This window comes from Agromyces allii (assembly GCF_009749385.1).
In the GTDB taxonomy this organism is placed as follows: domain Bacteria; phylum Actinomycetota; class Actinomycetes; order Actinomycetales; family Microbacteriaceae; genus Agromyces; species Agromyces allii.
Map to the genome: position 1 here is coordinate 300,509 of NZ_WBIN01000006.1, position 24,126 is coordinate 324,634.

Annotated in this window: 21 protein-coding genes; 12 read left to right on the top strand and 9 right to left on the bottom strand. The window is 71.1% G+C overall.

Annotated features, from left to right (window positions below; genetic code table 11):
* The first annotated feature begins 40 nt into the window (after positions 1 to 40).
* Complete coding sequence (locus tag GQR16_RS09490) at positions 41 to 1,534, top strand: sensor histidine kinase (protein ID WP_157414897.1); 1,494 nt, start codon at positions 41 to 43, stop codon at positions 1,532 to 1,534.
* Between the two features lie 235 nt (positions 1,535 to 1,769).
* On the opposite strand, the gene GQR16_RS09495 is transcribed toward GQR16_RS09490, so the two are convergent.
* Positions 1,770 to 2,018 carry a WhiB family transcriptional regulator gene (locus GQR16_RS09495; protein WP_055859573.1) on the bottom strand — a complete coding sequence of 83 codons (249 nt, stop codon included), beginning with the start codon at positions 2,016 to 2,018 and terminating at the stop codon, positions 1,770 to 1,772.
* 204 nt (positions 2,019 to 2,222) lie between these two features.
* Between GQR16_RS09495 and GQR16_RS09500 the strand changes: the two genes are divergently transcribed.
* Positions 2,223 to 2,681, top strand: coding sequence for a hypothetical protein (locus tag GQR16_RS09500; protein ID WP_246200681.1), 459 nt, complete (start codon positions 2,223 to 2,225; stop codon positions 2,679 to 2,681).
* A 40-nt stretch (positions 2,682 to 2,721) separates the two neighbouring features.
* On the opposite strand, the gene bcp is transcribed toward GQR16_RS09500, so the two are convergent.
* The 3 genes from bcp to aroA form a co-directional block, all read right to left on the bottom strand.
* Positions 2,722 to 3,198, bottom strand: coding sequence for a thioredoxin-dependent thiol peroxidase (gene bcp / locus GQR16_RS09505; protein ID WP_157414898.1), 477 nt, complete (start codon positions 3,196 to 3,198; stop codon positions 2,722 to 2,724).
* 94 nt (positions 3,199 to 3,292) lie between these two features.
* Entirely contained in the window at positions 3,293 to 4,333 is a 1,041-nt protein-coding gene (gene rsgA, locus GQR16_RS09510) for a ribosome small subunit-dependent GTPase A (protein WP_157414899.1), read from the bottom strand.
* Positions 4,330 to 5,700: a 3-phosphoshikimate 1-carboxyvinyltransferase gene (aroA, locus tag GQR16_RS09515; RefSeq protein WP_157414900.1), complete on the bottom strand. Its 1,371-nt coding sequence runs from the start codon at positions 5,698 to 5,700 to the stop codon at positions 4,330 to 4,332. The genes rsgA and aroA overlap by 4 nt, the downstream gene beginning before the upstream one ends.
* 166 nt (positions 5,701 to 5,866) lie before the next feature.
* Between aroA and GQR16_RS09520 the strand changes: the two genes are divergently transcribed.
* The 3 genes from GQR16_RS09520 to GQR16_RS09530 all read left to right on the top strand — a co-directional run bounded on the left by GQR16_RS09520 (position 5,867) and on the right by GQR16_RS09530 (position 9,147).
* Positions 5,867 to 6,505 (top strand): sigma-70 family RNA polymerase sigma factor, encoded by a 639-nt coding sequence (locus tag GQR16_RS09520; RefSeq protein ID WP_157414901.1) that lies wholly within the window; start codon positions 5,867 to 5,869, stop codon positions 6,503 to 6,505.
* Positions 6,502 to 6,759, top strand: a complete 258-nt coding sequence (locus GQR16_RS09525) for a zf-HC2 domain-containing protein (protein WP_067878250.1) — start codon at positions 6,502 to 6,504, stop codon at positions 6,757 to 6,759. The genes GQR16_RS09520 and GQR16_RS09525 overlap by 4 nt, the downstream gene beginning before the upstream one ends.
* Positions 6,760 to 6,864: 105 nt before the next feature.
* Positions 6,865 to 9,147 carry an MMPL family transporter gene (locus GQR16_RS09530; protein WP_157414902.1) on the top strand — a complete coding sequence of 761 codons (2,283 nt, stop codon included), beginning with the start codon at positions 6,865 to 6,867 and terminating at the stop codon, positions 9,145 to 9,147.
* Positions 9,148 to 9,272: 125 nt separating this feature from the next.
* Here GQR16_RS09530 and GQR16_RS09535 read toward each other — a convergent pair whose 3' ends face one another.
* Positions 9,273 to 13,043, bottom strand: a complete 3,771-nt coding sequence (locus GQR16_RS09535) for a multifunctional oxoglutarate decarboxylase/oxoglutarate dehydrogenase thiamine pyrophosphate-binding subunit/dihydrolipoyllysine-residue succinyltransferase subunit (RefSeq protein ID WP_157414903.1) — start codon at positions 13,041 to 13,043, stop codon at positions 9,273 to 9,275.
* 147 nt (positions 13,044 to 13,190) lie between these two features.
* On the opposite strand from GQR16_RS09535, the gene guaB1 reads away from it, so the two are divergent.
* From guaB1 to GQR16_RS09555, 4 genes are all read left to right on the top strand, one after another.
* Entirely contained in the window at positions 13,191 to 14,630 is a 1,440-nt protein-coding gene (gene guaB1, locus GQR16_RS09540; protein ID WP_157414904.1) for a GMP reductase, read from the top strand.
* A gap of 113 nt (positions 14,631 to 14,743) precedes the next feature.
* Positions 14,744 to 16,072: a hemolysin family protein gene (locus tag GQR16_RS09545; protein ID WP_157414905.1), complete on the top strand. Its 1,329-nt coding sequence runs from the start codon at positions 14,744 to 14,746 to the stop codon at positions 16,070 to 16,072.
* Entirely contained in the window at positions 16,069 to 17,106 is a 1,038-nt protein-coding gene (locus GQR16_RS09550; RefSeq protein WP_157414906.1) for a hemolysin family protein, read from the top strand. The genes GQR16_RS09545 and GQR16_RS09550 overlap by 4 nt, the downstream gene beginning before the upstream one ends.
* A 169-nt stretch (positions 17,107 to 17,275) precedes the next feature.
* Positions 17,276 to 17,710 (top strand): VOC family protein, encoded by a 435-nt coding sequence (locus tag GQR16_RS09555; protein WP_211373476.1) that lies wholly within the window; start codon positions 17,276 to 17,278, stop codon positions 17,708 to 17,710.
* Between the two features lie 26 nt (positions 17,711 to 17,736).
* On the opposite strand, the gene GQR16_RS09560 is transcribed toward GQR16_RS09555, so the two are convergent.
* Entirely contained in the window at positions 17,737 to 18,855 is a 1,119-nt protein-coding gene (locus GQR16_RS09560) for an NADH:flavin oxidoreductase/NADH oxidase (protein WP_157414907.1), read from the bottom strand.
* Positions 18,856 to 18,879: 24 nt separating this feature from the next.
* On the opposite strand from GQR16_RS09560, the gene GQR16_RS09565 reads away from it, so the two are divergent.
* Positions 18,880 to 19,737 (top strand): ADP-dependent NAD(P)H-hydrate dehydratase, encoded by an 858-nt coding sequence (locus tag GQR16_RS09565; RefSeq protein ID WP_157414908.1) that lies wholly within the window; start codon positions 18,880 to 18,882, stop codon positions 19,735 to 19,737.
* 44 nt (positions 19,738 to 19,781) lie between these two features.
* Here GQR16_RS09565 and GQR16_RS09570 read toward each other — a convergent pair whose 3' ends face one another.
* The 3 genes from GQR16_RS09570 to GQR16_RS09580 all read right to left on the bottom strand — a co-directional run bounded on the left by GQR16_RS09570 (position 19,782) and on the right by GQR16_RS09580 (position 22,394).
* Positions 19,782 to 20,564, bottom strand: coding sequence for an amino acid ABC transporter ATP-binding protein (locus GQR16_RS09570; RefSeq protein WP_157414909.1), 783 nt, complete (start codon positions 20,562 to 20,564; stop codon positions 19,782 to 19,784).
* Positions 20,561 to 21,481 (bottom strand): amino acid ABC transporter permease, encoded by a 921-nt coding sequence (locus tag GQR16_RS09575; protein WP_157414910.1) that lies wholly within the window; start codon positions 21,479 to 21,481, stop codon positions 20,561 to 20,563. The genes GQR16_RS09570 and GQR16_RS09575 overlap by 4 nt, the downstream gene beginning before the upstream one ends.
* Before the next feature lie 70 nt (positions 21,482 to 21,551).
* Positions 21,552 to 22,394 carry an ABC transporter substrate-binding protein gene (locus GQR16_RS09580; RefSeq protein WP_157414911.1) on the bottom strand — a complete coding sequence of 281 codons (843 nt, stop codon included), beginning with the start codon at positions 22,392 to 22,394 and terminating at the stop codon, positions 21,552 to 21,554.
* A gap of 97 nt (positions 22,395 to 22,491) precedes the next feature.
* Here GQR16_RS09580 and GQR16_RS09585 point away from each other — a divergent pair, with 97 nt between their 5' ends.
* Positions 22,492 to 23,763 (top strand): glycosyltransferase 87 family protein, encoded by a 1,272-nt coding sequence (locus GQR16_RS09585; RefSeq protein ID WP_157414912.1) that lies wholly within the window; start codon positions 22,492 to 22,494, stop codon positions 23,761 to 23,763.
* Positions 23,764 to 23,787: 24 nt separating this feature from the next.
* On the top strand, positions 23,788 to 24,102 hold the full coding sequence (locus tag GQR16_RS09590; RefSeq protein ID WP_157414913.1) for a thiamine-binding protein: 315 nt from the start codon (positions 23,788 to 23,790) through the stop codon (positions 24,100 to 24,102).
* The last annotated feature ends 24 nt before the right edge of the window (positions 24,103 to 24,126 follow it).

Consider the following 24,126-nt stretch of genomic DNA (forward strand, 5'->3'; position numbering starts at 1 on the left):
GGTCGCGGTGGCCGCGGCATCCGACCAGTACGCTTGAACCGTGTCGACCCTCAGTGATCTCGTCCTCGCGCAGGGCCGCAGCAGTCAGGCCGATGTCGATTGGCTGCACATGCTGGTCGGCGACCTGCAGCTGCTCGCGGACCTCGCCTTCGCAGACATCGTCCTGTGGGTGCCGTCCGGAGACGACGACTTCGTCGCCGTCGCGCACTCGCGGCCGTCGAGCGCGGCCACGCTGTTCTATCGCGACTTCGTCGGGCAGCCCATCAAGTCGCAGTGGCGAGAACTCGTCGACGAGGCGTTCGACGGCGCGCACATCGCCGATTCCTCGGCGCCCGACTGGTACGAGGAGATGCCGACCCGCGTTCGCGCCGTGCCCGTCATGCGGCGCCTGGCGCTGGCCGGCACGAAGGTCGCCCCCGAACCGGTCGCGGTCATCACGCGGCACACGAACCTCGGGGCGACGCGAACCGCGAGCCGGCAGGAGCTCACGTTCAACGAGTGCGCCGACGAGCTGTTCGAGATGATCGCCTCGGGCGACTTCCCTGATCTCGGTGCGCCGACCGGCCCGCGACGCGGCGCCCCGCGTGCGTCCGACGGGCTCATCCGGCTCGACGTCGACGGCACGACGACCTTCGCGAGCCCCAACGCGCTGTCGGCGTTCAACCGCATGGGCTTCGACGACGAGCTCGAGGGCGAGTCGCTCGCCGAGGTCACCACCCGCCTGCTGACGGGCAAGCTCGTGGTCGACGAATCCCTGCCGCTCGTGGTGACGGGTCGCGCCCCGTGGCGCACCGACGTCGAGTCCCGGGGGGTCACGGTCTCGCTCCGGGCCATCCCGATCCGGCGCAGGGGCGAGCGCATCGGCGCGATCGTGCTGAGCCGCGACGTGACCGAGCTCCGCCACCAGGAGCAGGAGCTCATCACCAAAGACGCGACGATCCGCGAGATCCACCACCGCGTCAAGAACAACCTGCAGACGGTGGCGTCGCTGCTGCGCATCCAGGCGCGGCGCACGCACTCCGACGAGGCGCGCGAGGCGCTGACGCAGGCCATGCGCCGTGTCGGCGCGATCGCCGTCGTGCACGACACCCTGTCGGAGGGCCTCTCGCAGAACGTCGACTTCGACGCGGTGTTCGATCGCGCGTTGCTGCTCGTCGCCGAGGTCGCCTCGGCCCACAACACCACCGCGCACCCGAAGCGCTCGGGCTCGTTCGGCGTCCTGCCGAGCGAGTACGCGACCCCGCTCGCGCTCGCGTTGACCGAACTCGTGACGAACGCGGTCGAACACGGACTCGCGGGTCAGGAGGGCGACGTCGAGATCATGGCCGAGCGCTCCGACACGACGCTGACCGTGCAGGTGCGCGACACCGGATCCGGCCTGCCGGAGGGCAAGGTCGGCGAGGGCCTCGGCACGCAGATCGTGCGCACCCTCATCCAGGGCGAACTCGGCGGCACCATCGACTGGCACACCGTCGTCGGTCGCGGCACCGAGGTCACCATCGAGGTCCCGCTGCGCTGGATCACCGCGGTCTAAGGGCTCGCCGAGCGATCAACGAGTGGAGCGCGGCCGAGCGAGCGGATGCCGCGGTCGCGCGTGCCGTCGACGGCATCCACAGTTCGTGATCCGCGCGCGTGACACCTGCCCGCGGCGCCGCGCGGTGGAGCGCTCGCAGTCCGGCCCGGGTCGGCCGCCGGCCCGCAGGGGGCACACGAAACGACGCCGTGGCCTCGAGGGCCACGGCGTCGCTCCGTGCTGTGGTGCAGGCTGGTCAGCCGGCGCGGCGCGCGCGGGCTGCGCGGCGCTTGAGGGCGCGGCGCTCGTCTTCGCTGAGGCCACCCCAGACACCCGAGTCCTGGCCGGTCTCGAGGGCGTACTGGAGGCAGATCTCGGTGACGGTGCATCGGGCGCACACGGCCTTCGCCTTCTCGATCTGGTCGACTGCGGGACCAGTGTTGCCGACCGGGAAGAAAAGCTCCGGGTCAGCCGTGAGGCAGGCGGCCTTGTCGCGCCAATCCATGAAGATGCTCCTTGCGATGTGTTTCGTCTGCAGACGCGCACGATTGCGCGAGCCGTAGCCGGCTGTGCTGCATTGGGGGAAAGGCCGAATTACGGGAAGTAGGATCGGTATCGATCGGCTCACGTCCCTGTGAGCATCAATTCGGCCTCATAAATGTTCGCATAGTGATGAGACCGAATCAATAGCCGTGAATGGGATAACGCTGTGAATACCGACGAAACCAACGCGAACATGCCGCAGGACGCATCTGATGCCGGCGGCGTCCGCGCCGCGCTCATCACGGTGTCGGGCGTGCTCGTGCTCGAGGCGCTCGGGCTCGTCGCGGTGGTGGTCTGGCTCGTCGTCGACCTGCTCTCGCTCGCGCCGTCGTCGTACGCGACGGCGATCGCCCTGCTCGTCCTCGTGCTCATCGCCGCGCTGTGGGTCGGAGCGGTCGCGGTCGGTTCGCTCCGACGCGCGCCGTGGGCGCGGGGGTCGGCGATCGTGTGGCAGGTGCTGCAGGTGTCGATCGCGGTCGGCGCGTTCCAGGGCATGTTCGCGAGGCCCGATGTCGGCTGGGTGCTGCTCGTGCCGGCGATCACGGTGATCGGCCTGCTGCTCTGGACGCCCGTGCGCCTGGCCTACACGCGCGCCGACGACGAACGGGCGCCGCACGGCGCGTGAACGTCGTGGGCGCCCGTCGGCGTGGATCGCGGCGGCGAGCCTAGCCGTCGAGCCCGAGCTCGCGGCGCACCCGTGCGACGTGCCCGGTGGCCTTGACGTTGTACCAGGCGTGCTCGATGACGCCGTCGACGCCGATGACCAGGGTCGAGCGGATCGAGCCGACGTACGTCTTGCCGTAGTTCTGCTTCTCGCCCCAGACGCCGTAGCGCTGCTGCACGGCGAGGTCCTCGTCGGAGAGGAGCGTGTAGTTCAGGCTGTCGCGTTCGGCGAACCTGGCGAGCTTCTCGACCGCGTCCTTCGAGACGCCGACGACGCGCACGCCGGCCGACGCGAACGAGTTGAGGTTGTCGCGGAAGTCGCAGGCCTCGGTGGTGCAGCCGGGCGTCATCGCCTCGGGGTAGAAGTAGAGCACGACGCGTTCGCCGCGCAGCTCCGAGAGGGTGACGGGGGTGCCGTGCTGGTCGTTCAGGGTGAAGTCTGGTGCGAGGTCGCCGGGGGCGAGTCGTGCATGGGTCATGCGTCCATGGTGTCACGGCTTCGCTGCGTCCGAGGTGGGGGCGATGGCGTCGCCGGATGCCGCGGGCGACTCGCAGGCCGCGCGCAGGCGGTGCTCAGCGGAACGTCTCGAGCAGTCGTTGCAGCGAGTCGAGGCGGGCGCGGCCGGTGTCGCCGAGCTCTCCGGCGTCGACGGCCTCGACGATGGCGCAGTCGGGTGCATCGGGCAGGTGCGTGCAGCCGCGCGGGCAGCGCTCGGCGATCGCGGCCAGGTCGCTGAACGCGCCCAGGATGTTCGAGGGGTCGACGTGGCCGAGGCCGAACGAGCGCACCCCGGGGGTGTCGATGACCCAGCCGCGGCCGGCCGGCGAGTCGAGGCGCAGCGAGACCGTCGAGGACGAGGTGTGGCGTCCGCGGCCGGTGACGGTGTTGACGACGCCCGTCGCGCGATCGGCGCCGGGCACGAGCGCGTTCACGAGCGTCGACTTGCCGACGCCCGAGTGGCCGACGAACACGGTGCGGTGGTCGACGAGCTCGGCGGTGATGAGGTCGATCGGCATGTCGTCGGTGCGCGAGCGCACGACGGGCAGGTCGAGTCCGGCGAAGTTCTCGAGGAACTCGGACGGGTCGGCGAGGTCGGTCTTGGTGATGCAGAGGATCGGCTGGATGCGGGCGTCGTAGGCGGCGACGAGGTAGCGGTCGACGAGCCGGATGCGCGGTTCGGGGTTCGCCGCGGCGACGACGATGAGCATCTGGTCGGCGTTGGCGACGATGACGCGCTCCACCTCGTCGGTGTCGTCGGCGCTGCGGCGCAGCAGCGTGCTGCGTTCGAGCACGCGCACGATGCGGGCGAGCGAGCCCTCGTCGCCCGTGGTGTCGCCGACGAGGTCGACGCGGTCGCCCGTCACGACGGACTTGCGACGCAGCTCGCTCGCGCGGGCGGCGGTCAGGGTGCGCTCGTCTGGGCCGTTCTCGTCGACCATGACCGTGTAACGGCCGCGGTCGACGCCGAGCACGAGGCCGACGACGGCGTCGGCGTGCTGCGGACGCACCTTCGTGCGGGGCCTGCTGCCGCGACGACTGGGACGCACCCGCACGCTCGACTCGTCGAACTCGGGTTCGTCGTCTTCGTCGTCGCCAGCGTCCCACCAGCTCATGCGAGCATCTGCTCCCAGAGCGCGGTGAACTGGGGCAGCGTCTTGCTCGTGGAGCCGATGTCGTCGACGATCACGCCGTCGACGGCGAGCCCGACGATCGCGCCCGTCGTGGCCATGCGGTGGTCGGCGTAGGCGCGCCACGGGCCGCCGTGCAGCGGTGCGGGCACGATGTGCAGGCCGTCGTCGAGTTCGCGCACGTCGCCGCCGAGGCCGTTCAGCTCGGCGACGAGCGCCGCGAGCCGGTCGGTCTCGTGGTGGCGGATGTGCCCGATGCCCGTGAACGTGCTGGGCCCGTCGGCGAACGCGGCGAGGGCGACGAGGTTCGGCACGAGCTCGCCGGCCTCGGAGAGGTCGAGATCGGCTCCGCGGATGCCGCGGCCGCCGTCGCCCGTGCGCTCGGGCGCCTGCACGGTGAGCCGGTCGCCGACGCGTTCGACGCGCGCGCCGAAGCGGGGGAGCAGGTGCTCGAGCTGGGCGCCGACCTGCGTCGTGGTGTCGGGCCAGCCGACGATGCTGACACTGCCGCCCGCGACGAGCGCGGCGACGAGGAACGGCGCCGCATTCGAGAGATCGGGCTCGATCGCGACATCCACCGCTCGGATCGGGCCGGGTTCGACGACCCAGCGCCCGGGTTCGGGGGAGGAGACCTCGATGCCGCGTTGACGCAGCGTCTCGATGGTCATCTCGATGTGCGGCAGGCTCGGAAGGCGCTCGCCCGTGTGGCGGAGGTCGAGCCCGCGTTCGAAGCGGGCCGCCGAGAGCAGCAGGCCCGAGACGAACTGGCTGGAGGCCGAGGCGTCGAGCTCGACCGCGCCGCCCTCGACGCGTCCGGTGCCGTGCACGGTGAACGGCAGCGCGCCGCGGCGGTCGTCGTCGAGGTCGACGCCGAGTGCGCGCAGGCCCTCGATCGAACCGCCCATCGGCCGGCGCCGGGCGCCCTCGTCGCCGTCGAAGGTGGTGGGGCCGAGCGCGAGCGCTGCGACCGGCGGCACGAAGCGCATGACGGTGCCGGCGAGGCCGCACTCGACGGTGGTGGAGCCGAGCAGCTCGTCGGCCGGGATGACGCGCAGGTCGTCGCCGAAGCCGCCGGTGGCCGGCATCCGCTCGAACGAGGTGCCGAGGGCGCGCAGCGCGTCGATCATGAGCTCGCTGTCGCGCGACCAGAGCGGCGCATGCAGCGTCGAGGGGCCGTCGGCGAGGGCCGCGAGCACGAGCTCGCGGTTGGTCAGCGACTTCGAGCCGGGCAGCGCGAGCACCGAGTCGAGGGGCTGCGCGGCGACGGGCGCGAGCCACCCGGGGTCGGGCTCGGTCTCGCGGCGATCGCCGTAGGGATCGAACTCTGGCTCGGAATACTTCTGGATCTGCATCGGTTACCAACAGTAGCGTTCGCGAACGCGGAAGGAGTTGATGCGCGTGCCCGTGGCAGAGCTGCGTACCCCCATCACGACGGCGTCGACCTCGATGTCGGCACCCGTCTCGACCCGTCGGCGCCGCAGGGTGACGTCTCAGGGCGACGGCCTAGGATGGCCGGTGATGACTGCCGACGAGATCGACACCGCACCGGAGTCCGAGCGTCCGCTCGGCGAACTGTTCGAAGAGCAGGCACTGCCCTTCATCGATCAGCTGTACGCCGCGGCGCTCCGCATGACGAAGAACCCCGCCGATGCGCAAGACCTGGTGCAGGAGACGTTCGTGAAGGCCTATGCGGCCTTCGGGCAGTTCACGCAGGGCACGAACCTCAAGGCGTGGCTGTACCGCATCCTCACGAACACCTTCATCAACACGTACCGCAAGAAGCAGCGCGAGCCGTATCAGGGCACGATCGACGAGCTCGAGGACTGGCAGCTCGGCGGCGCCGAGTCGACCACGGCGCGCTCGACGCGGTCGGCCGAGGCCGAGGCGATCGACCACCTGCCCGACAGCGCCGTGAAGGACGCGCTCCAGGCGCTGCCCGAGGACTTCCGCCTCGCGGTCTACTTCGCCGACGTCGAGGGCTTCTCGTACCAAGAGATCGCCGACATGATGAACACCCCCATCGGGACCGTGATGAGCCGACTGCATCGAGGCAGGCGGCTGCTGCGCGAGTCCCTCGCCGAGTACGCGAGCGAGCAGGGCATCGCCACTGCCGCACCGACCCCCAAGAGGCAGAAGTTGCCGAGGAGCCCGAAATGAACGACTGCGGCTGTGAGAAGGCCCGTGCAGAACTCGAGGAGTACCTGCACCACGAACTCGCCAGTGCGGATGCCGCCGACATCCGTGCGCACGTCGAGAACTGCCCCGACTGCTCGAACGAGGTGCGCGTGGGCGTCGCCATCACCGAGGTGATGCAGCGCGCCTGCAAGGAGAGCGCTCCCGAGACGCTGCGCACCCTGGTGCTCGCGCAGATCCGCACGGTGCAGGCCGGTCACGGGGTCGCAGCCGACTGATCCCGGGCGCGCCGCCGGTCCTCGGCGGCCGCGACGGTCACCCGCTCGACGTTCAACCGTTCGACGGACGCCGGCGCACGAGGTGCGCGCGTAGCGTCGAGGGTGATGAACGAGTCAGCCCCGCCCACCACCCGATCCGGTCGTGTTCCGACCTGGCTCAGGGTGCTCCTGCCCACCGTCCTGATCCTCGTCTGGTTCGCCGCATTCGGCGCCGGCGGGGCGTCCTTCGGCACGCTCAGCGACGTCGTCGAGAACGACCAGGCCCAGTTCCTGCCCGCCTCCAGCGAGTCGGCCGAGGTGCAGGCGCTGCAGTCCGAGTTCCGCGGCGACGAGTCGATCCCGGCGATCGTCGTCTATGCGCGCGACGGCGGCCTCACCGAGGCGGATGTCGCGGCCATCGCCGCCGACGTCGACGCGTTCGCGGCGATCGACGGCGTGCTCGCCGACGGCGTCTCGCCCGCGGTCGAGTCCGAGGACGGCGCGGCCGCCGAGGTGTTCGTGCAGGTCGACACGTCGGCCGAGGTCAAGGAAGTCGTCGGCGAGGTCCGCGAGCGGGTCGCCGAGACATCCGGAGCCGGCCTCGAGGCCGCCGTCACCGGGCCGGCGGGTTTCACGACCGATCTCTCCGCCGCATTCGCGGGCATCGACGGACTGCTCCTGCTCGTCGCGTTCGGCGCGGTGTTCCTGATCCTCGTGAGCGTGTACCGCTCGCCGCTGCTGCCGTTCATCGTGCTCGGCACGAGCCTCACCGCCCTCTGCGCCTCGGTGCTCGTGGTGGTCTCGCTCGCGCAGGCCGACGTGCTCGTGCTGAACGGGCAGACGCAGGGCATCCTGTTCATCCTCGTGATCGGCGCCGCGACCGACTACTCGCTGCTCTACATCGCGCGCTATCGCGAGGCGCTGCACCAGCACGAGCGCAAGTGGGACGCCACCTGGGCGGCCCTGCGCGGCTCGTGGGAGCCGATCCTCGCGTCGGGCGGCACCGTGATCGCGGGCCTGCTCATGCTGCTCGCGAGCGACCTCACGTCGAACAAGCTGCTCGGCCCGGTCTCGGCGATCGGCATCGCGTTCGCGCTGCTCACCTCGCTCACGCTGCTGCCCGCCCTCATGTTCTGGGCCGGCCGTGCGGCGTTCTGGCCCGTGCGTCCCAAGTTCGGCGCGCATGTCGAGGCCGACGACGTCGTCGCGCGCAAGGGCATCTGGCCCAAGGTGGCCAGACTCGTCGCCCGTCGACCCCGCGTCACCTGGATCGTCTCGACGCTGCTGCTGGCCGTCATGGCGCTCGGCGTGACGCAGCTGAAGGCCGACGGCGTGCCCTCGAGCGAGTTCGTGCTCGGCCACTCCGAGGCGCGCGACGGGCAGGCGCTCCTGAGCGAGCACTTCCCCGGCGGCTCCGGCACGCCCGCCGTCATCGTCGCGTCCGAGGACGACCTCGACGCGGTCGCCGAGGTCGTGCTCGCGGCCGACGGCGTCGACTCGCTGTCGGTCGTCTCGGCGGACTCGCCCAGCGGGTCGCTGCCGGTCACCGAGGACGGCATCCAGCCGCTCGGCCCTCCCGGCACCCCGGCCGGCGAGCCGACCGTCGTCGACGGTCTCGTGCAGCTCGACGCGACCCTCGCCGATGCGAGCGACTCCGACGCGGCCGAGGCGACCGTCGTCGCCCTGCGCGACGGGCTCGCGGATGTCTCGACGACCGATCAGCCGGTGCTCGTCGGCGGCGTCACCGCGGTCGCGCTCGACACGAAGGTCGCGTCGATCCACGACCGCAACCTCATCATCCCGCTCGTGCTCGGCGTGATCCTGCTGATCCTGATGCTGCTGCTCCGGTCGATCGTCGCGCCGCTGCTGCTCATCGGCACGGTCGTGCTCTCGTTCGGCGCCGCGCTCGGCGTCTCGGCGATCGTCTTCAACCAGGTGTTCGTCTTCGCGGGCGCCGACCCGGTCGTGCCATTGTTCGGGTTCGTGTTCCTCGTCGCGCTCGGCGTGGACTACAACATCTTCCTGATGACGCGCGTGCGCGAGGAGTCCGTGAAGCACGGCACGCGCCAGGGGGTGCTGCGCGGGCTCGTCGTCACGGGCGGCGTGATCACCTCGGCGGGCCTCGTGCTCGCGGCGACGTTCGCGGCGCTCGGCGTGCTGCCGATCCTGTTCCTGGCGCAGCTCGCGTTCATCGTCGCGTTCGGCGTGCTGCTCGACACGTTCCTCGTGCGGTCGCTGCTCGTGCCGGCCCTCGCCTACGACCTCGGTCGTGCGATCTGGTGGCCGTCGAAGCTGTGGCGGGCCGGACCCGACGCCGGAGAGCGGCGGGCGGATGTCACGGCCGCCGTCGCGGGCGACGCCGAGACCGCACGTGAGACCGCGGAGCACCACGCAGAGCACCGCGCCTGACGCGCGGGCCCGGGCGGGGGAACCCGCCCGGGCCCGCCGCGCACCCGGCGCACGCTCGTCGAGCAGACGGAAACGGAAGAGGGCGGATGCCATGCGGCATCCGCCCTCTTCGGGTCTCCGAACGATCAGAGCGTCAGTGCGCGGCTCACCAGGTCGGCCTGCTCGGCGGCGTGACGCTTGGCCGAACCCGTGGCCGGCGACGCCGACGCAGCGCGCGAGACCACGCGCACGGGCTTCTCGCCGAGCTTGTTCGTCTCGACGATGAAGTACGGCCAGACGCCCTGGTTCTCGGGCTCGTCCTGCGCCCACACGAACTCGGCGTTCGGGTAGCTGTAGGCCACCTTCTTGAGCTCGTCGGCCGGCAGCGGGTAGAGCTGCTCGAGGCGCACGAGGGCGACCTCGGGGTTCGGGTTCTTGTCGAGCTCCGAGAGCAGGTCGTAGTAGAGCTTGCCCGAGACGAACACGATGCGCTTGACGGCGTCTTTGTCGGTGATGCGGGCGTCGTCGATGACCGGCTCGAAGCGGCCGTTCGTGAAGTCGGCGACCTCGCTCGTCGCACCGCGCAGGCGCAGCATCGCCTTCGGGGTGAAGACGATCAGTGGACGACGCGGGCGGGCGTACGCCTGACGGCGCAGCAGGTGGAAGTACGACGCCGGCGTCGACGGGCGCGCGACGGTCATGTTGTCTTCTGCGCACATCTGCAGGAAGCGCTCGATGCGGGCGCTCGAGTGGTCGGGGCCCTGGCCCTCGTAGCCGTGCGGGAGCAGGAGCACGACGCTCGAGCGCTGGCCCCACTTCTGCTCGGCCGAGGAGATGAACTCGTCGATGATGGTCTGGGCCCCGTTGGCGAAGTCGCCGAACTGGGCCTCCCAGAGCACGAGCGCGTCGGCCCGTTCGACCGAGTAGCCGTACTCGAAGCCCATCGCCGCGTACTCCGAGAGCAGCGAGTCGTAGATCCAGAACCGGGCCTGGTTCTCGGACAGGTTCTGCAGCGGCAGCCACTCCTGGCCGTTCGCCCGGTCGTGGAGCATCGCGTGGCGCTGGACGAACGTGCCACGGCGAGCATCCTGGCCGGCGAAGCGCACGGGCGTGCCCTCGATGAGCAGGGAGCCGAGCGCGAGCAGCTCGCCGAAGCCCCAGTCGATCTTGCCGTTGCGGCTCATGTCGACGCGCTTCGTGAGCAGCTGCTGGATCTTCGGGTGCACCGTGAAGCCGGCCGGCTTGTTGCCGAACGCATCGCCGACGGCGTGCACGACATCGGTCGAGACGCCCGTGGTGGCGAGCTCACCGGTCGCGGGCGCTTCGAGGTCGAACGACTCGGTCGCGCCGACGATCGGGATCGACCCGGTCTGCGCGGCATGCGTCTCGGCGAAGGCGCGCTCGAGGCGGTCCTGGAAGTCGCGGTGCGCCTCTTCGTACTCGGCCTCGGTGATGTCGCCGCGGCCGACGAGGGCCTCGGTGTAGAGCTTGCGGACCGAGCGCTTCGCCTCGATGAGGTTGTACATGAGCGGCTGGGTCATCGAGGGGTCGTCGCCCTCGTTGTGACCGCGACGGCGGTAGCAGACGAGGTCGATGACGACGTCGCGGTGGAACTCCTGGCGGTAGCGGAACGCGAGCTCCGCGACGCGGACGACGGCCTCGGGGTCGTCGCCGTTCACGTGGAAGATCGGGGCCTGGATGGCCTTGGCGACATCCGTCGAGTAGATCGACGAGCGGGCGTCGCCCGGGACCGTGGTGAAGCCGACCTGGTTGTTGATGTTCACGTGGATCGTGCCGCCCGTGCGGTAGCCGCGGAGCTGCGACATCTGCATGGTCTCGATCACGACACCCTGGCCGGCCATGGCCGCGTCGCCGTGGATCAGGATCGGCAGCGTCGAGAACGTGCCGATCGGCTTGCGGTCCTGCTTGGCGCGGACGATGCCCTCGAGCACGCCGTCGACGGCCTCGAGGTGCGAGGGGTTCGCGGCGAGCGAGACGGGGATCTGCGCGCCGTCGTCGGCCGTGAAGGTGCCCTCGGTGCCGAGGTGGTACTTCACGTCGCCCGAGCCCTGGCCCGAGGTGGTGCCCTCGAACTCGCGGAACACCTGGCCGTAGGTCTTGCCGGCGATGTTGGTGAGCACGTTGAGGCGGCCGCGGTGGGCCATGCCGATGGCGACCTCGTCGAGCTGCTCCTTCGCGGCGCCCTGGAGGATCTCGTCGAGGAGCGCGATGACCGACTCGCCGCCCTCGAGGCTGAAGCGCTTCTGGCCGACGTACTTGGTCTGCAGGAAGGTCTCGAACGCCTCGGCCTCGTTGAGCTTGCCGAGGATGCGCATCTGCTCGTCGTGCGTGGGCTTCTCGTACTTGCGCTCGACCTGCTCCTGGATCCAGGTGCGCTGCTCGGGGTCCTGGATGTGCATGTACTCGATGCCGATGGTGCGGCAGTACGAGTCGCGAAGGACGCCGAGGATGTCGCGCAGCAGGGCCGTGCGGGTGTTGCCGAACCCGCCCGTGACGAACTCGCGGTCGAGGTCCCAGAAGGTGAGCCCGTGGCTCTCGATGTTCAGGTCGGGGTGCGAGCGCTGCTGGTACTCGAGCGGGTCGGTGTCGGCCATCATGTGGCCGCGCACGCGGAACGAGTTGATGAGCTCCTGCACGCGGGCCGTTTTGTCGATGGCGCTCGCGATGTCGACCGAGATGTCGGGCGACCAGTGGATGGGCTCGTACGGCAGGCGGAGGGCCGCGAAGAGGTCTTCGTAGAAGCCGCGCTGGCCGAGGAGGAGCTCGTGCACCTTCTTCAGGAACTCGCCCGAACCGGCGCCCTGGATGACGCGGTGGTCGTAGGTCGAGGTGAGCGTGATGGTCTTGCCGATGGCGAGGTTCGCGAGCACCTTCTCGGAGGCGCCCTGGAACTCGGCCGGGTACTCGAGGGCGCCGGCGCCGATGATGCAGCCCTGGCCCTTCATGAGGCGGGGCACCGAGTGCACCGTGCCGATGCCGCCCGGGTTCGTCAGCGAGATCGTCGCGCCCGAGAAGTCGTCGGCGGTGAGCTTGTTGTTGCGGGCGCGGCCGACCAGGTCTTCGTAGGCGTTCAGGAACTCGTTGAACGTCATCGACTCGGCGCGCTTGATGGCGGGCACGAGGAGGGCGCGGGTGCCGTCGGGCTTCGGGATGTCGATGGCGATGCCGAGGCCGATGTGCGCGGGCTTGACGAGGCTGGGCTTGCCGTCGACCTCGCTGTAGTAGACGTTCTGGCTCGGGAACTCCTTGAGCGCCTGGATGAGCGCCCAGCCGATGAGGTGCGTGAAGCTCACCTTGCCGCCGCGCGTGCGACGCAGGTGGTTGTTGATCACGATGCGGTTGTCGATCATGAGCTTCGCGGGCACGGTGCGCACGCTCGTGGCGGTCGGCACGGTGAGCGAGGCGTCCATGTTCGCGGCGAGCGCCTTGGGCATGCCCTTCAGCGGCACGACCACGTCGGTGCGCTCGCCGTCGTCGACGACCTGCACCGGGCTCGTGACGGGCACGTCGGCCGGCACGGGGTTCGAGCGCGGGGCGACCGACGTCGTGCGGGCCGCCGGCGTCTGCCCGATGACCGGGTTCGGGGTCGTCGGGGGCGCGGATGCCGAGGGCGCGGCGGGAGCGTCTGCCGAGGGCGCTGCGGCGGCGGGCGCTGCGGCGGCGGGCTCGACGGGGGTCTCGGTCGCAGGCGTCGCGGCCGCGGCATCCGTCGTCGGAGCTGCTGCTGCGCCGGAGCGGGCGTCGCGATACGACTCGAGCACCGGCCACCACGACCGGTCGACGGACTCAGGGTCGACGACGAACTTCTCGTACATCTCGTCGACGAGCCACTCGTTGGCCCCGTATTCGCCCGCCGTGGTCTCTTCAGACCCCGACCCGGTCAATTGGCTCGACACAGCCGATCGCCCACTCTCTCCGTTGATACTGGATTTTTCTCTCACGATCGGGACACTTCGCGGTTCGCGCGGAGGGCCGATCGCCTCGACAAGCCTAAACCCCTTCTGCGGGCTCGGCTTCCAGCCGGTGGCGGTAGCGTGAGGCGCATGGAGTTCTACCGCACCGAACCCAGCCACGACCTGACCTACTCCGACGTGTTCCTCGTGCCGAGCCGGTCGGGCGTCACGAGCCGCCTCGACGTGTCGCTCGCCCCCGACGACGGGTCGGGTGCCTCCGTGCCGATCGTGTCGGCGAACATGAACTCCATCACGGGCCCGAGACTCGCGTCATCACTGGCCAGGCGGGGTGGCATCGGCGTGCTGCCGCAGGACCTCCACCTGCAGGATCTCGCGGAGTCGATCCGCTGGGTCAAGGCGCAGTCCGCCCGCTTCGACACCCCCTACACGTTCGCTCCCGAGGCCACCGTCGCCGATGCGCTCGCGGTGCTGCCGCCGGTCGCGGGCCAGGGCATCGTGCTGCAGGGCGAAGGCAATGAGTACGTCGGATGCATCGCCGCGGAGCGCCTCGCGACCGCGCTGCCCGATGCGCGCCTCGGCGACCTCGTGCACGGCGGCCTCGCCTCGCTCGACGCCGACGACGTCGACACCCCTCGCCGGGCGTTCGACCTCATGGTCGACGCGGGGCTCGACTTCGCCCCCGTGCTGCTGCACGGACGGGTCGTCGGCACGTTGAGCCGGCGCAGTGCGCTCCGCGGCACGATCTACGAGCCCAACGTCGACGCCGAGGGGCGCCTCCGCGTCGCCGCGGCCGTCGGCATCAACGGCGACGTCGCGGCGAAGGCCTCCGCACTCGTCGCGGCCGGCGTCGACATGCTCGTGCTCGACACGGCCCACGGGCACCAGGAGGGCATGGTGCGCGCGGTGTCGATCGTGCGCGACCTGGGGCTCGGGGTGCCCATCGTCGCGGGCAACATCGTCACGGCCGACGCGGTCGCCGACCTCGTCGACGCCGGCGCCGACGTGCTGAAGGTCGGCGTCGGCCCCGGCGCCATGTGCACGACCCGCATGATGACCGCGGTCGGGCGTCCGCAGTTCTCGGCCGTGCTCGAGACCGCAGAGGCCGCACGCGAGCTCGGTGCGCGCGTGTGGGCCGACGGCGGAGTGCGGTACCCGCGCGACGTCGCACTCGCCCTGGCGGCGGGCGCGTCATCCGTCATGATCGGCTCGTGGTTCGCGGGCACGATCGAGGCGCCCGGAACCCTGGCCCGCGATGCGGGCGGCCGGCTCTACAAGGAGAGTTGGGGCATGGCCTCGACGAAGGCCGTGCGCGAGCGCTTCGACCGCCTCTCGCCCTACGAGCTCGCCCGCAAGGAGCTCTTCGCCGAGGGCATCTCGTCGTCGTCGATCTACCTCGACCCGCTGCGGCCCTCCCTCGAAGACCTCCTCGACATGATCACGTCGGGCGTGCGCAGCTCGTTCACGTACGCGGGTGCGCGCGACCTCGCCGAGTTCCGCGACCGCGCGCGCGTCGGCATCCAGTCGGCGGCGGGCTACGAAGAGGGCAAGGCGCTGCCGGTCAGCTGGTGATCCACCGGGAGATCCCGGGGCGGTCGCCGATATACTCGAACGCACAATGGACGATCCTCCCTCTGCCAATCCCAGTCACAGACCCTCGCCCGTGATCGATCGGGGAGGTGCGGATGTCTGAGTGGTTGCTGCTCGGCATCGGACTCCTCCTCACGGTCGGCACGGGCTTGTTCGTTGCGAGCGAGTTCGCGCTCGTCAACCTCGATCGCGCCGATCTGGAGGCGCGCCGTTCGCGAGGTGAGACGAGGCTCTCGCTCACCATCTCCGCGCTGAAGATCACCTCGACGCATCTCTCGAGTGCGCAGCTCGGCATCACGCTGACGACCCTCCTCACCGGCTACACCATGGAGCCGGCGATCAGCTCGCTCCTCGCGGGCCCGCTCGCCGCGATCGGCCTCCCCGAGGCGATGATCCGCCCCATCGGCGCGATCACCGCGGTCGTCGTCGCGACCCTGCTGTCGATGATCATCGGCGAGCTCGTGCCGAAGAACTTCGCGCTCGCACTTCCGCTGGCCACGGCCAAGGTCGTGATGCCGTTCCAGACCGCGTTCACCTGGGTGTTCCGCCCGGCGATCGTCGTGCTGAACGGCAGCGCGAACGGCGTGATCCGTGCGTTCGGCATCGAGCCGAAGGAGGAGCTCTCGGGCGCCCGCTCGGCCGAGGAGCTCTCCTCGCTCGTGCGACGCTCGGCGAGTGCGGGCCTGCTCGAGCAGGACACCGCGACCCTCCTCGGGCGCACGCTGCGCTTCGCCGACCACGACGCGTCCGACGTCATGACGCCGCGGCCGGCCGTATCGGCCGTCCAGCGCCAGGACTCGGCCGAGACCGTGCTCGAGCTCGCCCGCCAGACGGGCTTCTCGCGGTTCCCCGTGTACGACGAGAACCTCGACGACATCGTCGGGCTCGTGCACGTCAAGCAGGCGGTCGCGGTTCCGCGAGAGCGTCGGGCGGATGTCCCGGCCTCCGCCCTGCAGTCCGAGGCGCTGCGCGTGCCAGAGACGATGACCCTCGACGTGCTGCTCGGCGAGCTCCGCGGCCGCGGGTTCCAGATGGCCGTCGTCGTCGACGAATACGGCGGAACGGCCGGCGTCGCGACCCTCGAGGACCTGGTCGAGGAGCTCGTGGGCGAGGTCGCCGACGAGCACGACCGCACCCGTGCGGGCGTCGTGCTCCGTGAGGGATCGGTGGCCTTCCCCGGCATCCTGCGACCCGACGAGCTCGTCGATCGCACCGGCATCCGCGTGCCCGAGAACGGCGACTACGAGACCGTCGCGGGCTACGTGATCTCCGAGCTCGGCCGCCTGCCGGTCGTGGGCGACGAGGTGCGCATCGAGGGCGGGACGCTCGCCGTGCAGCGCCTCGACGGGCGCCGCATCGACCGCCTGAGGTTCGTGCCGGACCCGGTGCCGGTCGACGACGCGGAGGAAGGTGGTGACCGATGAGCGACTGGATGGGCATCGTCTGGCTCGTCGTGCTGCTGCTCGCCAACGCCTTCTTCGTCGGCGCGGAGTTCGCCGTCATCTCGGCGCGACGCTCGCAGATCGAGCCGCTCGCCGAGCAGGGCAGACGCAGTGCCAAGACCGCACTCTGGGCCATGGAGCACGCCACGCTCATGCTCGCCATGAGCCAGCTCGGCATCACGATCTGCTCGCTGCTGATCCTGAACGTCTCCGAGCCGGCGATCCACCACCTGCTCGAGGTGCCGCTGCACCTGACCGGGTGGTCCGAGGCCGTCATCTCGACGGTCGCGTTCATCGTGACGCTCGTGCTCGTGTCGTACCTGCACGTGGTCTTCGGCGAGATGGTGCCGAAGAACCTGTCGTTCTCGCTGCCCGAGCGCGCGGTGCTGCTGCTCGCCCCGCCGCTCGTGTTCATCGCGCGGGTCTTCCGCCCGGTGATCGTGGCGCTGAACGCGACCGCGAACGGCGTGCTGCGCCTGTTCGGCGTCGAGCCGAAGAGCGAGGCGAACTCGACCTTCACGCTCGACGAGGTGCAGACCATCGTCGACCGGTCGCGCGCCGAGGGCGTGCTCGCCGACGCGAGCGGCACGCTCACCGCGGCGTTCGAGTTCACGACCAAGCGCGTGGCGGATGTCGCGCTGCCGATGTCCGCGCTCGTGACCCTGCCCGCGACGGCGACCCCCGCCGACGTCGAGCGTGCGGTCGCGCGTCGCGGCTACTCGCGCTACGTGATCCTCGGCGCCGACGGCGAACCCGACGGCTACGTGCACCTGAAGGACGTCATCGACCTCAGGGTCGACGAGTTCGACGACCCGCTCCCCGCGAAGCGGATCCGCCGCCTCGTGTCGATCTACGACGGCACCGACCTCGAAGACGCGCTGGCCACGATGCGCCGCCTCGGCACGCACGTCGCGCGCGCGTTCGACGAGCAGGGTGCGACGACGGGCGTGATCTTCCTCGAGGACATCATCGAGGAGCTCGTCGGCGAGGTCCAGGACGCGACCAGGCGCGGCTGACCCCGCGCGGCGGCGTCACGCGGCGAACGGCCGGCCGCGGCATCCGATCGACGGATGTCGCGGCCGGCCGTTCTGCATGGTGCGGCGGCGTGCCACTCGTTCCGCGTGCGGGATCGGCTGCGAGGGCCCGGCGTAGACTCGCGCCGACCCGAGGATCCGAGGAAACATCATGTTCGAGAAACTCATGGCGACGGCCGTCCTCCCTGCGTCGGACCTCGGCCGAGCCAAGGCCTGGTGGCACGACGTGCTCGGCCGCGATCCGGTCTACGAGGACCTGGAGGGCATGGGCCTGTTCTACGACGTCGGCGGCACCATCGTGATGGTCTACCGCACCGAGTTCGCCGGCACGGCCGGGAACACCGCCTTCAACCTCATGACCGACGACCTCGATCGGGACATGACCGCGCTCCGCACGCACGGCGTCGTGTTCGCCGACTACGACATGCCTGGCCTGAAGACGGTCGACGGCGTCGCCGAGCTCGGCGACGAGCGCAGCGCGTGGTTCACCGACAGCGAGGGCAACATCTTCGCGATCGGCCAGCTCTCGCCCGAGATGATGGAACGGGCCATGCAGATGCGACGATCGTCGGCGGGCTCGGCATGACCGGACCGCTCAGCTGAGGGCGGCGCTCACCACTCGCCGTCGTTGACCTCGGGCCGGGCACGCAGGTACTGCACGGGCCACATGTCGCTGCCTGCGCCGAGCTGGTGCGCGGCGCGCAGTGCGAAGTGCGGGTCGCGCATCATGGCCTTGCCGAACATCACCGCGTCGGCCGCGCCGGAGGCGACGAGTTCGTCGGCGTGCTCGGCGTTCGTGATGCGGCCGACGGCCGACACCGCGACCTCGCCGTGCTCGCCGACGTACTCGGCGTGCCCTGCCTGGTACCCGGGTCCGACGGGGATGTCGGCGTGGGCGACGAGGCCGCCGGTGGACACGTCGAAGAAGTCGGCGCCCGCGTCCTGGCACCAACGGGCGACCGTGGCGGTCTGCGCCTCGTCCCAGCCGCCGTCGACCCAGTCGGTCGCCGAGAAGCGCACGAACACCGGCACATCCTCGCCGATCTCGGCGCGCACCTCGCGCACGATCTCGAGCAGCAGGCGCGCGCGACCTTCGAGGTCGCCGCCCCACGCGTCGTCGCGCAGGTTCGACAGCGGCGAGAGGAACTGGTGCACGAGATAGCCGTGGGCCGCGTGCACCTCGACGAGGTCGAACCCGGCGTCGATCGCACGCCGCGCGGCGGCGCGGAAGTCCGCGATGACCCGACGGATGCCCGCCTCGTCGAGCGCCACCGGCTCGCGGAGCCCGTGGAACGCCTGCGCCGACGCCGAGAACGTCGTCCACCCGCCCTCGTCGAGCGGCTGCGAGCCGCGCTTGCCCACGGTCTCGGGCCAGACCGACGCCTTGCGGCCGGCGTGCGCGAGCTGGATGCCCGCGGCGGCCCCCTGCGAGCGGATGAACCGCGTCACGCGAGACCACGCCACGACCTGTTCGTCGTTCCAGAGGCCCGTGTCGTAGTCGGAGATGCGGCCCTCGGGGCTCACCGCGGTCGCCTCGGCGATCACGAGACCCGCGCCGCCCGCGGCCATCGAGCCCAGGTGCACGAGATGCCAGTCGTGCGGCACGCCGTCGCGCGCCGTGACCGAGTACTGGCAGAGCGGCGGCACCCAGACCCGGTTGCGGATCGTGAGCGCCCGGATCGTGAGCGGGGTGAACAGGGCGGGCGCGGGTTCTGGGGCTGTCGCAGACATCGTGATCCAACCTATCGTTGGAGCATGGCCACCGAGTGGAGAAGCTGGCGGGCCGACGACGCCGCCGCCTGGATCGCGGCGCCCGGCGCCGACGACGACAAGTACTCGCGCGGCGTGCTCGGCCTCGTGTCGGGCTCGATCGAGTTCCCGGGTGCGGCCGTGCTCGGCGTCGAAGCCGCCCACCGCACCGGAGTCGGCCTCGTACGCTACATCGGGCCGCGGGGCGTGCGCGCCGCCGTGCTGCTCCGACGCCCCGAGACGGTGGTCGGCCGCGGGCGCGTGCAGGCCTGGCTGCTCGGCTCGGGCATCGACCCGACCAGGCGCTCGTTCGTGCTGCTCGGCGATCTGCAGCACGCGCTCGCCGACGGCGTTCCGGTGGTGCTCGACGCCGGTGCCCTCGACCTCGTGGGCACGCATACCGCGCCGACCGTCATCACGCCGCACCTGCGGGAGCTCGCGCGGCTCCTCGCCGCACGCGAGATCCGTTCGAGCCTCGACGAGATCCGCGCCGATCCGGCGGCGTGGGCCGAGCGCGCCGCGCGGGAGCTCGGCGTGGTCGTGCTGCTGAAGGGCGCGACGACGCACGTGTGCGATCCGGCCGGCAACGCGTACGTCCTCGAGGCGCCGACGCACTGGCTCGCGACGGGCGGCACGGGCGACGTGCTCGGCGGCATCCTCGGCGCGCTCGTCGCGACGCACCATGCGCAGCTCGCCGACGACGCCGAGGCGCTCACCTCGCTCGCCGCGACGGCCGTGTGGATCCACGGCGAGGCGGCGCTGCGTGCGAGCGCCGCGAACGGCGGCGGACCGATCGTCGCGCTCGACATCGCACAGGCCGTGCCCGGCGTCGTCGGCGAACTGCTCGCCTCGCGCGCCGGCTGACGACGGACCGATGGGCCGACGGGTCGCCCGCGAGCGACCGGCGGCTACGCGCGCAGGAACCTCGCGAGGAACTCCCGCGTGCGCGCCTCGCGGGGGGCCGCGAAGAACTCGCGCGCTGGTGCGTCCTCGATGATGCGCCCGGCGTCGAGGAAGACGACCCGGTCGGCGACCTCGCGCGCGAACGCCATCTCGTGCGTCGCCATCACGATCGTCGTGCCGCGCTCCGCGAGCGAACGCACGAGCGCGAGCACCTCGCCGACCAGCTCGGGGTCGAGGGCGCTCGTGACCTCGTCGAGCAGCAGCAGCTCGGGCCCGGTCGCGATGGCGCGCACGATCGCGACCCGCTGCTGCTGTCCGCCGGAGAGGCGGTCGGGGAACGCCTTCGCGAACTCCGCCAGGCCCACCGAGTCGAGCAGCTCGAGCGCCTTCGCCTCAGCGGTCGCACGCGGCATCCGGTGCACGAGCCGCGCGGCGAGCGTGACGTTGTCGAGCACGCTGAGGTGCGGGAACAGGTTGTAGTGCTGGAAGACGACGCCGATGCGGGCGCGCACCCGGTCGGCGTTGACGCGCGGGTCGCTGACGTCTTCGCCGTCGAGCAGGATCACGCCGTCGTCGATGGTCTCGAGCAGGTTGATCGTGCGCAGCAGCGTCGACTTGCCCGACCCCGAGGCACCGACGAGCGCGACGACCTCGTGCGCGTCGACGTCGAGGTCGACGCCGTCGAGCACGAGCTTCTCGCCGTACGAGCGACGGATGCCGCGCAGCCGCAGGAGTCCGGGCGCGGAGGTCGCCTCGCGCCCCGGCGTGGTCGCGCTCGACCCGCTCATACGATGCTCCCGCCCTGCTCGCGCACGCGCATGCGCGCCGAGAGCCAATCGGTCAGCCGGATCATCGGCCACGCGAGCAGCACGAACAGCAGCCCGGCGACGACGTACGGCGTGAAGTTGAAGTAGTGCGCCGTCTCGATCTGGGCGGCGCGCACGGCGTCCATCGCACCGAGCACCGAGATGAGGCCGACATCCTTCTGCATGGCGACGAAGTCGTTCATGAGCGCGGGCGTGACCTTGCGCAGGGCCTGCGGCAGCACCACGCGGCGCATGGTCTGGCCGTGACCGAGGCCGAGCGACCTGGCCGCGAGACGCTGCGACGGGTGCACGGCCTCGATGCCCGCGCGGAACACCTCGGACACGTAGGCCGAGTACGTGAGGATCAGCGCGATCGTGCCCCAGACCGCCACCGGCACGCGCGGGAAGAAGTCGAGCCCGGGAATGCCGTACCCCACGAGGTAGAGCACGATGATGAGCGGCATGCCGCGGAAGAGGTCGGTGTAGCCCGCCGCGAGCGCGCGGAGCGGGAAGTACACCGGGCCGCGGAGGGTGCGCATCGACGCGAGCAGCAGGGCCACGATGACGACGCCGATCGCCGCGACCATGAGCACCTGGATGTTCAGCCACAGGCCCTCGAGGATGCGCGGCAGCGACGCGAGCGCGACCTCGGGGTCGAAGAAGGACTCCCTGACCTTCGCCCATCCGGGGGAGCCGGCGACGGCCCAGAGCAGCAGCGCCGCGAACACGATGGTGGAGACGGCACTGATGAGCACCGAGCGACGGGTCTGCTTGCGCCGGAACGTGCGACGCGAGAGCTCGAGGTCGCTCGGCCGCCACGCGGGCTCGTTCGACGCACCCGACGCGCCGAGGTCGGTCGGGCCGCGCGAGGCGCCCGCCTTGGTTGATTCAGCCACCATGCAACGGTAGCGGCGCACGCGATCGCCCGCGTGCGCCGCCGGTCGTCTCAGTCGATCGGAGCCTGGGCGCTCAGTCGAGCAGCGGGGCCGCGTCGCCACCGAGCCAGGTCGTCGCGAGCTCGTCGAGCGTGCCGTCTTCGCGCAGCGCGTCGACGGCGGCCGTGACGTCGGCCGTGAGCGGCGAGTCCTTCGCGAGCACGAGCCCGAACTCGTCGCCGCCCGTGGTCGCGGGCAGCTGGCCGATGATCTTGCCGCCGTCGAGCTCGGCGCCGGTCAGGTAGAACGCGGTCGGCAGGTCGACGACGATCGCGTCGACCGTGCCGCTCTGCAGGGCGAGCTTGGCGTCGTCGTTCGTGTTGAACACCTGGGCGCCCGCGGTCGGGGCGATCTCGCTCTCGATGGCGTCGAAGCTCGTCGTGCCGACCTGCGCGCCGATCAGCAGGTCCTTCAGGTCGGCGATCGAGGTCGCGGATGCCGCGGGCGAGCCCTCGACCGTGATGACGACCTGCGTGGTCTCGTAGTACGGCGACGAGAAGTCGACGTTCTCGGCGCGCTCGGGCGTGATCGAGAACTGCTGGAGGTTGACGTCGAAGTCCTTCGGACCCGGCGCGATGGCCTGGTCGAAGGTCGTGCGCACCCACACGACGTCGTCGGCGTCGAACCCGAGCTGCGCGGCGACCGCGTAGGCCACGGCGGGCTCGAAGCCCTCGCCCGACTCGGGGGCGTCGTCGATGACCCACGGGAAGTACGCCGGCTCGCCGGTGCCGACGGTGAACTTGCCCTCGGTGACGTACCCCGACGCGGAGGCGTCGTCGGATGAACCGGTGTCGCTCGAACCGCCGGAGGAGCACGCGGCGAGCACGAGGGTTGCGGATGCCGCGATGAGGATCGCGGCGAGTGGGCGTCGGGTCATGGCTGCCTCCGTGGGGGTCGTGTCTCCAAGCTTCGCCGAAACCGACGCCCGCCGGAGAGCGCGTGGCGGAATGTGACACTCGGATAGGCTCGCCGTCATGACGGATGCGGGCGAGCGGGCGGCGCCCGCGGCATCCGTCGCTCGGAGCATCGCCCCCTTCCTCGGCGGGCGGGCCGCAGCCTGGATCGCGTTCGTGCTCGTGCACGCGTGGCTCGTCTGGCTGAACCTCACGGCTCCCGGGCAGCCGCTCGGCGACGTCACGGGCGTCTACCGGGTGTGGGCCGAGAACGCGGCGAACGACTGGTTGCGCATGGGCATCGACGCGCCGTGGGTGTACCCGATCCTCGCCTTCGTGCCGATGGCGGCCTCGCTCGCGTTCGGCTCGGCCTGGTACGCGCAGACGTGGCTCGTGATCGTGACGCTGCTGAACGCGGTGGCGTTCGCGGTGCTGCTCGGGGCGGCCCGGTTCTCGCGCCCGCGCCGCACGGCCGCGTGGTGGTGGCTCGGGTTCCTGATCCTGCTCGGGCCGATCGCGCTCGGGCGCATCGACGCGGTCACGGTGCCGATCGCGATCCTCGGCCTGCTCATGGCCGCCGGTCGGCCGCGCGTCGCCGCCGTGCTGCTCACGGTCGGCGCCTGGGTGAAGGTGTGGCCGGCCGCGCTCGTCGCCGCGCTCGTGATCGCCTCGCGTCGACGCGCCGAGGTCGTGGGCATCGCCGCGGCGCTCAGCATCGGCATCCTCGGCGTGAGCCTGCTCGCCGGGTCGGGGCTGAACGCGTTCGGCTTCATCGAGGAGCAGGCGGGTCGCGGCCTCCAGGTCGAGGCGCCGCTCGCGGCCGTCTGGCTGTGGCAGATCGTCGCGGGGGTGCCGGGGGTGCGCGTCGTGTACTCGCAGGACATCCTCACGTTCCAGATCGACGGGCCGGGGGCGGATGCCGCGGCCGCACTCACGACGCCGGCCATGGCGATCGGCGTGCTCGCCGTCGTGCTGCTCGGGGTGCGGGCCGTGCGCCGCGGCGCGGCGTTCGTGCGGGTGCTGCCGCCGCTCGCGCTCTCGTTCGTCGTGGTGCTCATGCTCGCGAACAAGGTCGGCTCGCCGCAGTTCATCGCGTGGCTCGCCGCACCCGTGATCCTCGGACTCGTCTACCGTCCGCGCCGGTTCGCCGTTCCCGCGGCCCTCGCCGCATCGATCGCGCTCTGCACGCAGCTCATCTACCCGTACTGGTACGGCTGGCTGCTCGCCGCCAACCCCGCGTTCGTGCTGCTCCTGACGGCGAAGGTCGTGCTGCTCGTGGCACTGCTCGCGTGGGGCGTCGCGGCGCTGTGGCAGGCTGGGGTCAGGCGGGATTCCGCGCCCCGGACGGGGTGAAGCACGAGCCCGCGAGGAGGACTCATGCTGGTGGCATTCTCGGTCGCGCCGAGCGGAACGGGCCGCAGCGACGGCAGCGTGCACGACGCGGTCGCCGCAGCCGTCACGATCGTGCGGGAGTCGGGGCTCCCGAACCGCACGACCTCGATGTTCACCGAGATCGAGGGGGAGTGGGACGAGGTCTTCGACGTCGTCCGTCGGGCGACCGAGGCGGTCGGCGAGTACGGCTCGCGGGTCTCGCTCGTGCTGAAGGCCGACATCCGGCCCGGCTACTCGGGCGAGCTCGACGCGAAGATCGAGCGGCTCGAGACGGCGATCGACGGCGCCGCCCCGGCGTGATGGAGTGGCACGGGCCGCGCTGAC

Bases quoted from the DNA above. Each gene is read 5' to 3' on its own strand.
- GQR16_RS09575 (WP_157414910.1), bottom strand. From the start codon at position 21,481: ATGGTGGCTGAATCAACCAAGGCGGGCGCCTCGCGCGGCCCGACCGAC.
- GQR16_RS09555 (WP_211373476.1), top strand. From the start codon at position 17,276: ATGTTCGAGAAACTCATGGCGACGGCCGTCCTCCCTGCGTCGGACCTC.
- GQR16_RS09565 (WP_157414908.1), top strand. From the start codon at position 18,880: ATGGCCACCGAGTGGAGAAGCTGGCGGGCCGACGACGCCGCCGCCTGG.
- aroA (WP_157414900.1), bottom strand. From the start codon at position 5,700: ATGCAGATCCAGAAGTATTCCGAGCCAGAGTTCGATCCCTACGGCGAT.
- bcp (WP_157414898.1), bottom strand. From the start codon at position 3,198: ATGACCCATGCACGACTCGCCCCCGGCGACCTCGCACCAGACTTCACC.
- GQR16_RS09545 (WP_157414905.1), top strand. From the start codon at position 14,744: ATGTCTGAGTGGTTGCTGCTCGGCATCGGACTCCTCCTCACGGTCGGC.
- GQR16_RS09570 (WP_157414909.1), bottom strand. From the start codon at position 20,564: ATGAGCGGGTCGAGCGCGACCACGCCGGGGCGCGAGGCGACCTCCGCG.
- GQR16_RS09585 (WP_157414912.1), top strand. From the start codon at position 22,492: ATGACGGATGCGGGCGAGCGGGCGGCGCCCGCGGCATCCGTCGCTCGG.
- GQR16_RS09520 (WP_157414901.1), top strand. From the start codon at position 5,867: ATGACTGCCGACGAGATCGACACCGCACCGGAGTCCGAGCGTCCGCTC.
- guaB1 (WP_157414904.1), top strand. From the start codon at position 13,191: ATGGAGTTCTACCGCACCGAACCCAGCCACGACCTGACCTACTCCGAC.
- GQR16_RS09590 (WP_157414913.1), top strand. From the start codon at position 23,788: ATGCTGGTGGCATTCTCGGTCGCGCCGAGCGGAACGGGCCGCAGCGAC.
- GQR16_RS09560 (WP_157414907.1), bottom strand. From the start codon at position 18,855: ATGTCTGCGACAGCCCCAGAACCCGCGCCCGCCCTGTTCACCCCGCTC.
- GQR16_RS09530 (WP_157414902.1), top strand. From the start codon at position 6,865: ATGAACGAGTCAGCCCCGCCCACCACCCGATCCGGTCGTGTTCCGACC.
- GQR16_RS09495 (WP_055859573.1), bottom strand. From the start codon at position 2,018: ATGGATTGGCGCGACAAGGCCGCCTGCCTCACGGCTGACCCGGAGCTT.
- GQR16_RS09525 (WP_067878250.1), top strand. From the start codon at position 6,502: ATGAACGACTGCGGCTGTGAGAAGGCCCGTGCAGAACTCGAGGAGTAC.
- rsgA (WP_157414899.1), bottom strand. From the start codon at position 4,333: ATGAGCTGGTGGGACGCTGGCGACGACGAAGACGACGAACCCGAGTTC.
- GQR16_RS09580 (WP_157414911.1), bottom strand. From the start codon at position 22,394: ATGACCCGACGCCCACTCGCCGCGATCCTCATCGCGGCATCCGCAACC.
- GQR16_RS09550 (WP_157414906.1), top strand. From the start codon at position 16,069: ATGAGCGACTGGATGGGCATCGTCTGGCTCGTCGTGCTGCTGCTCGCC.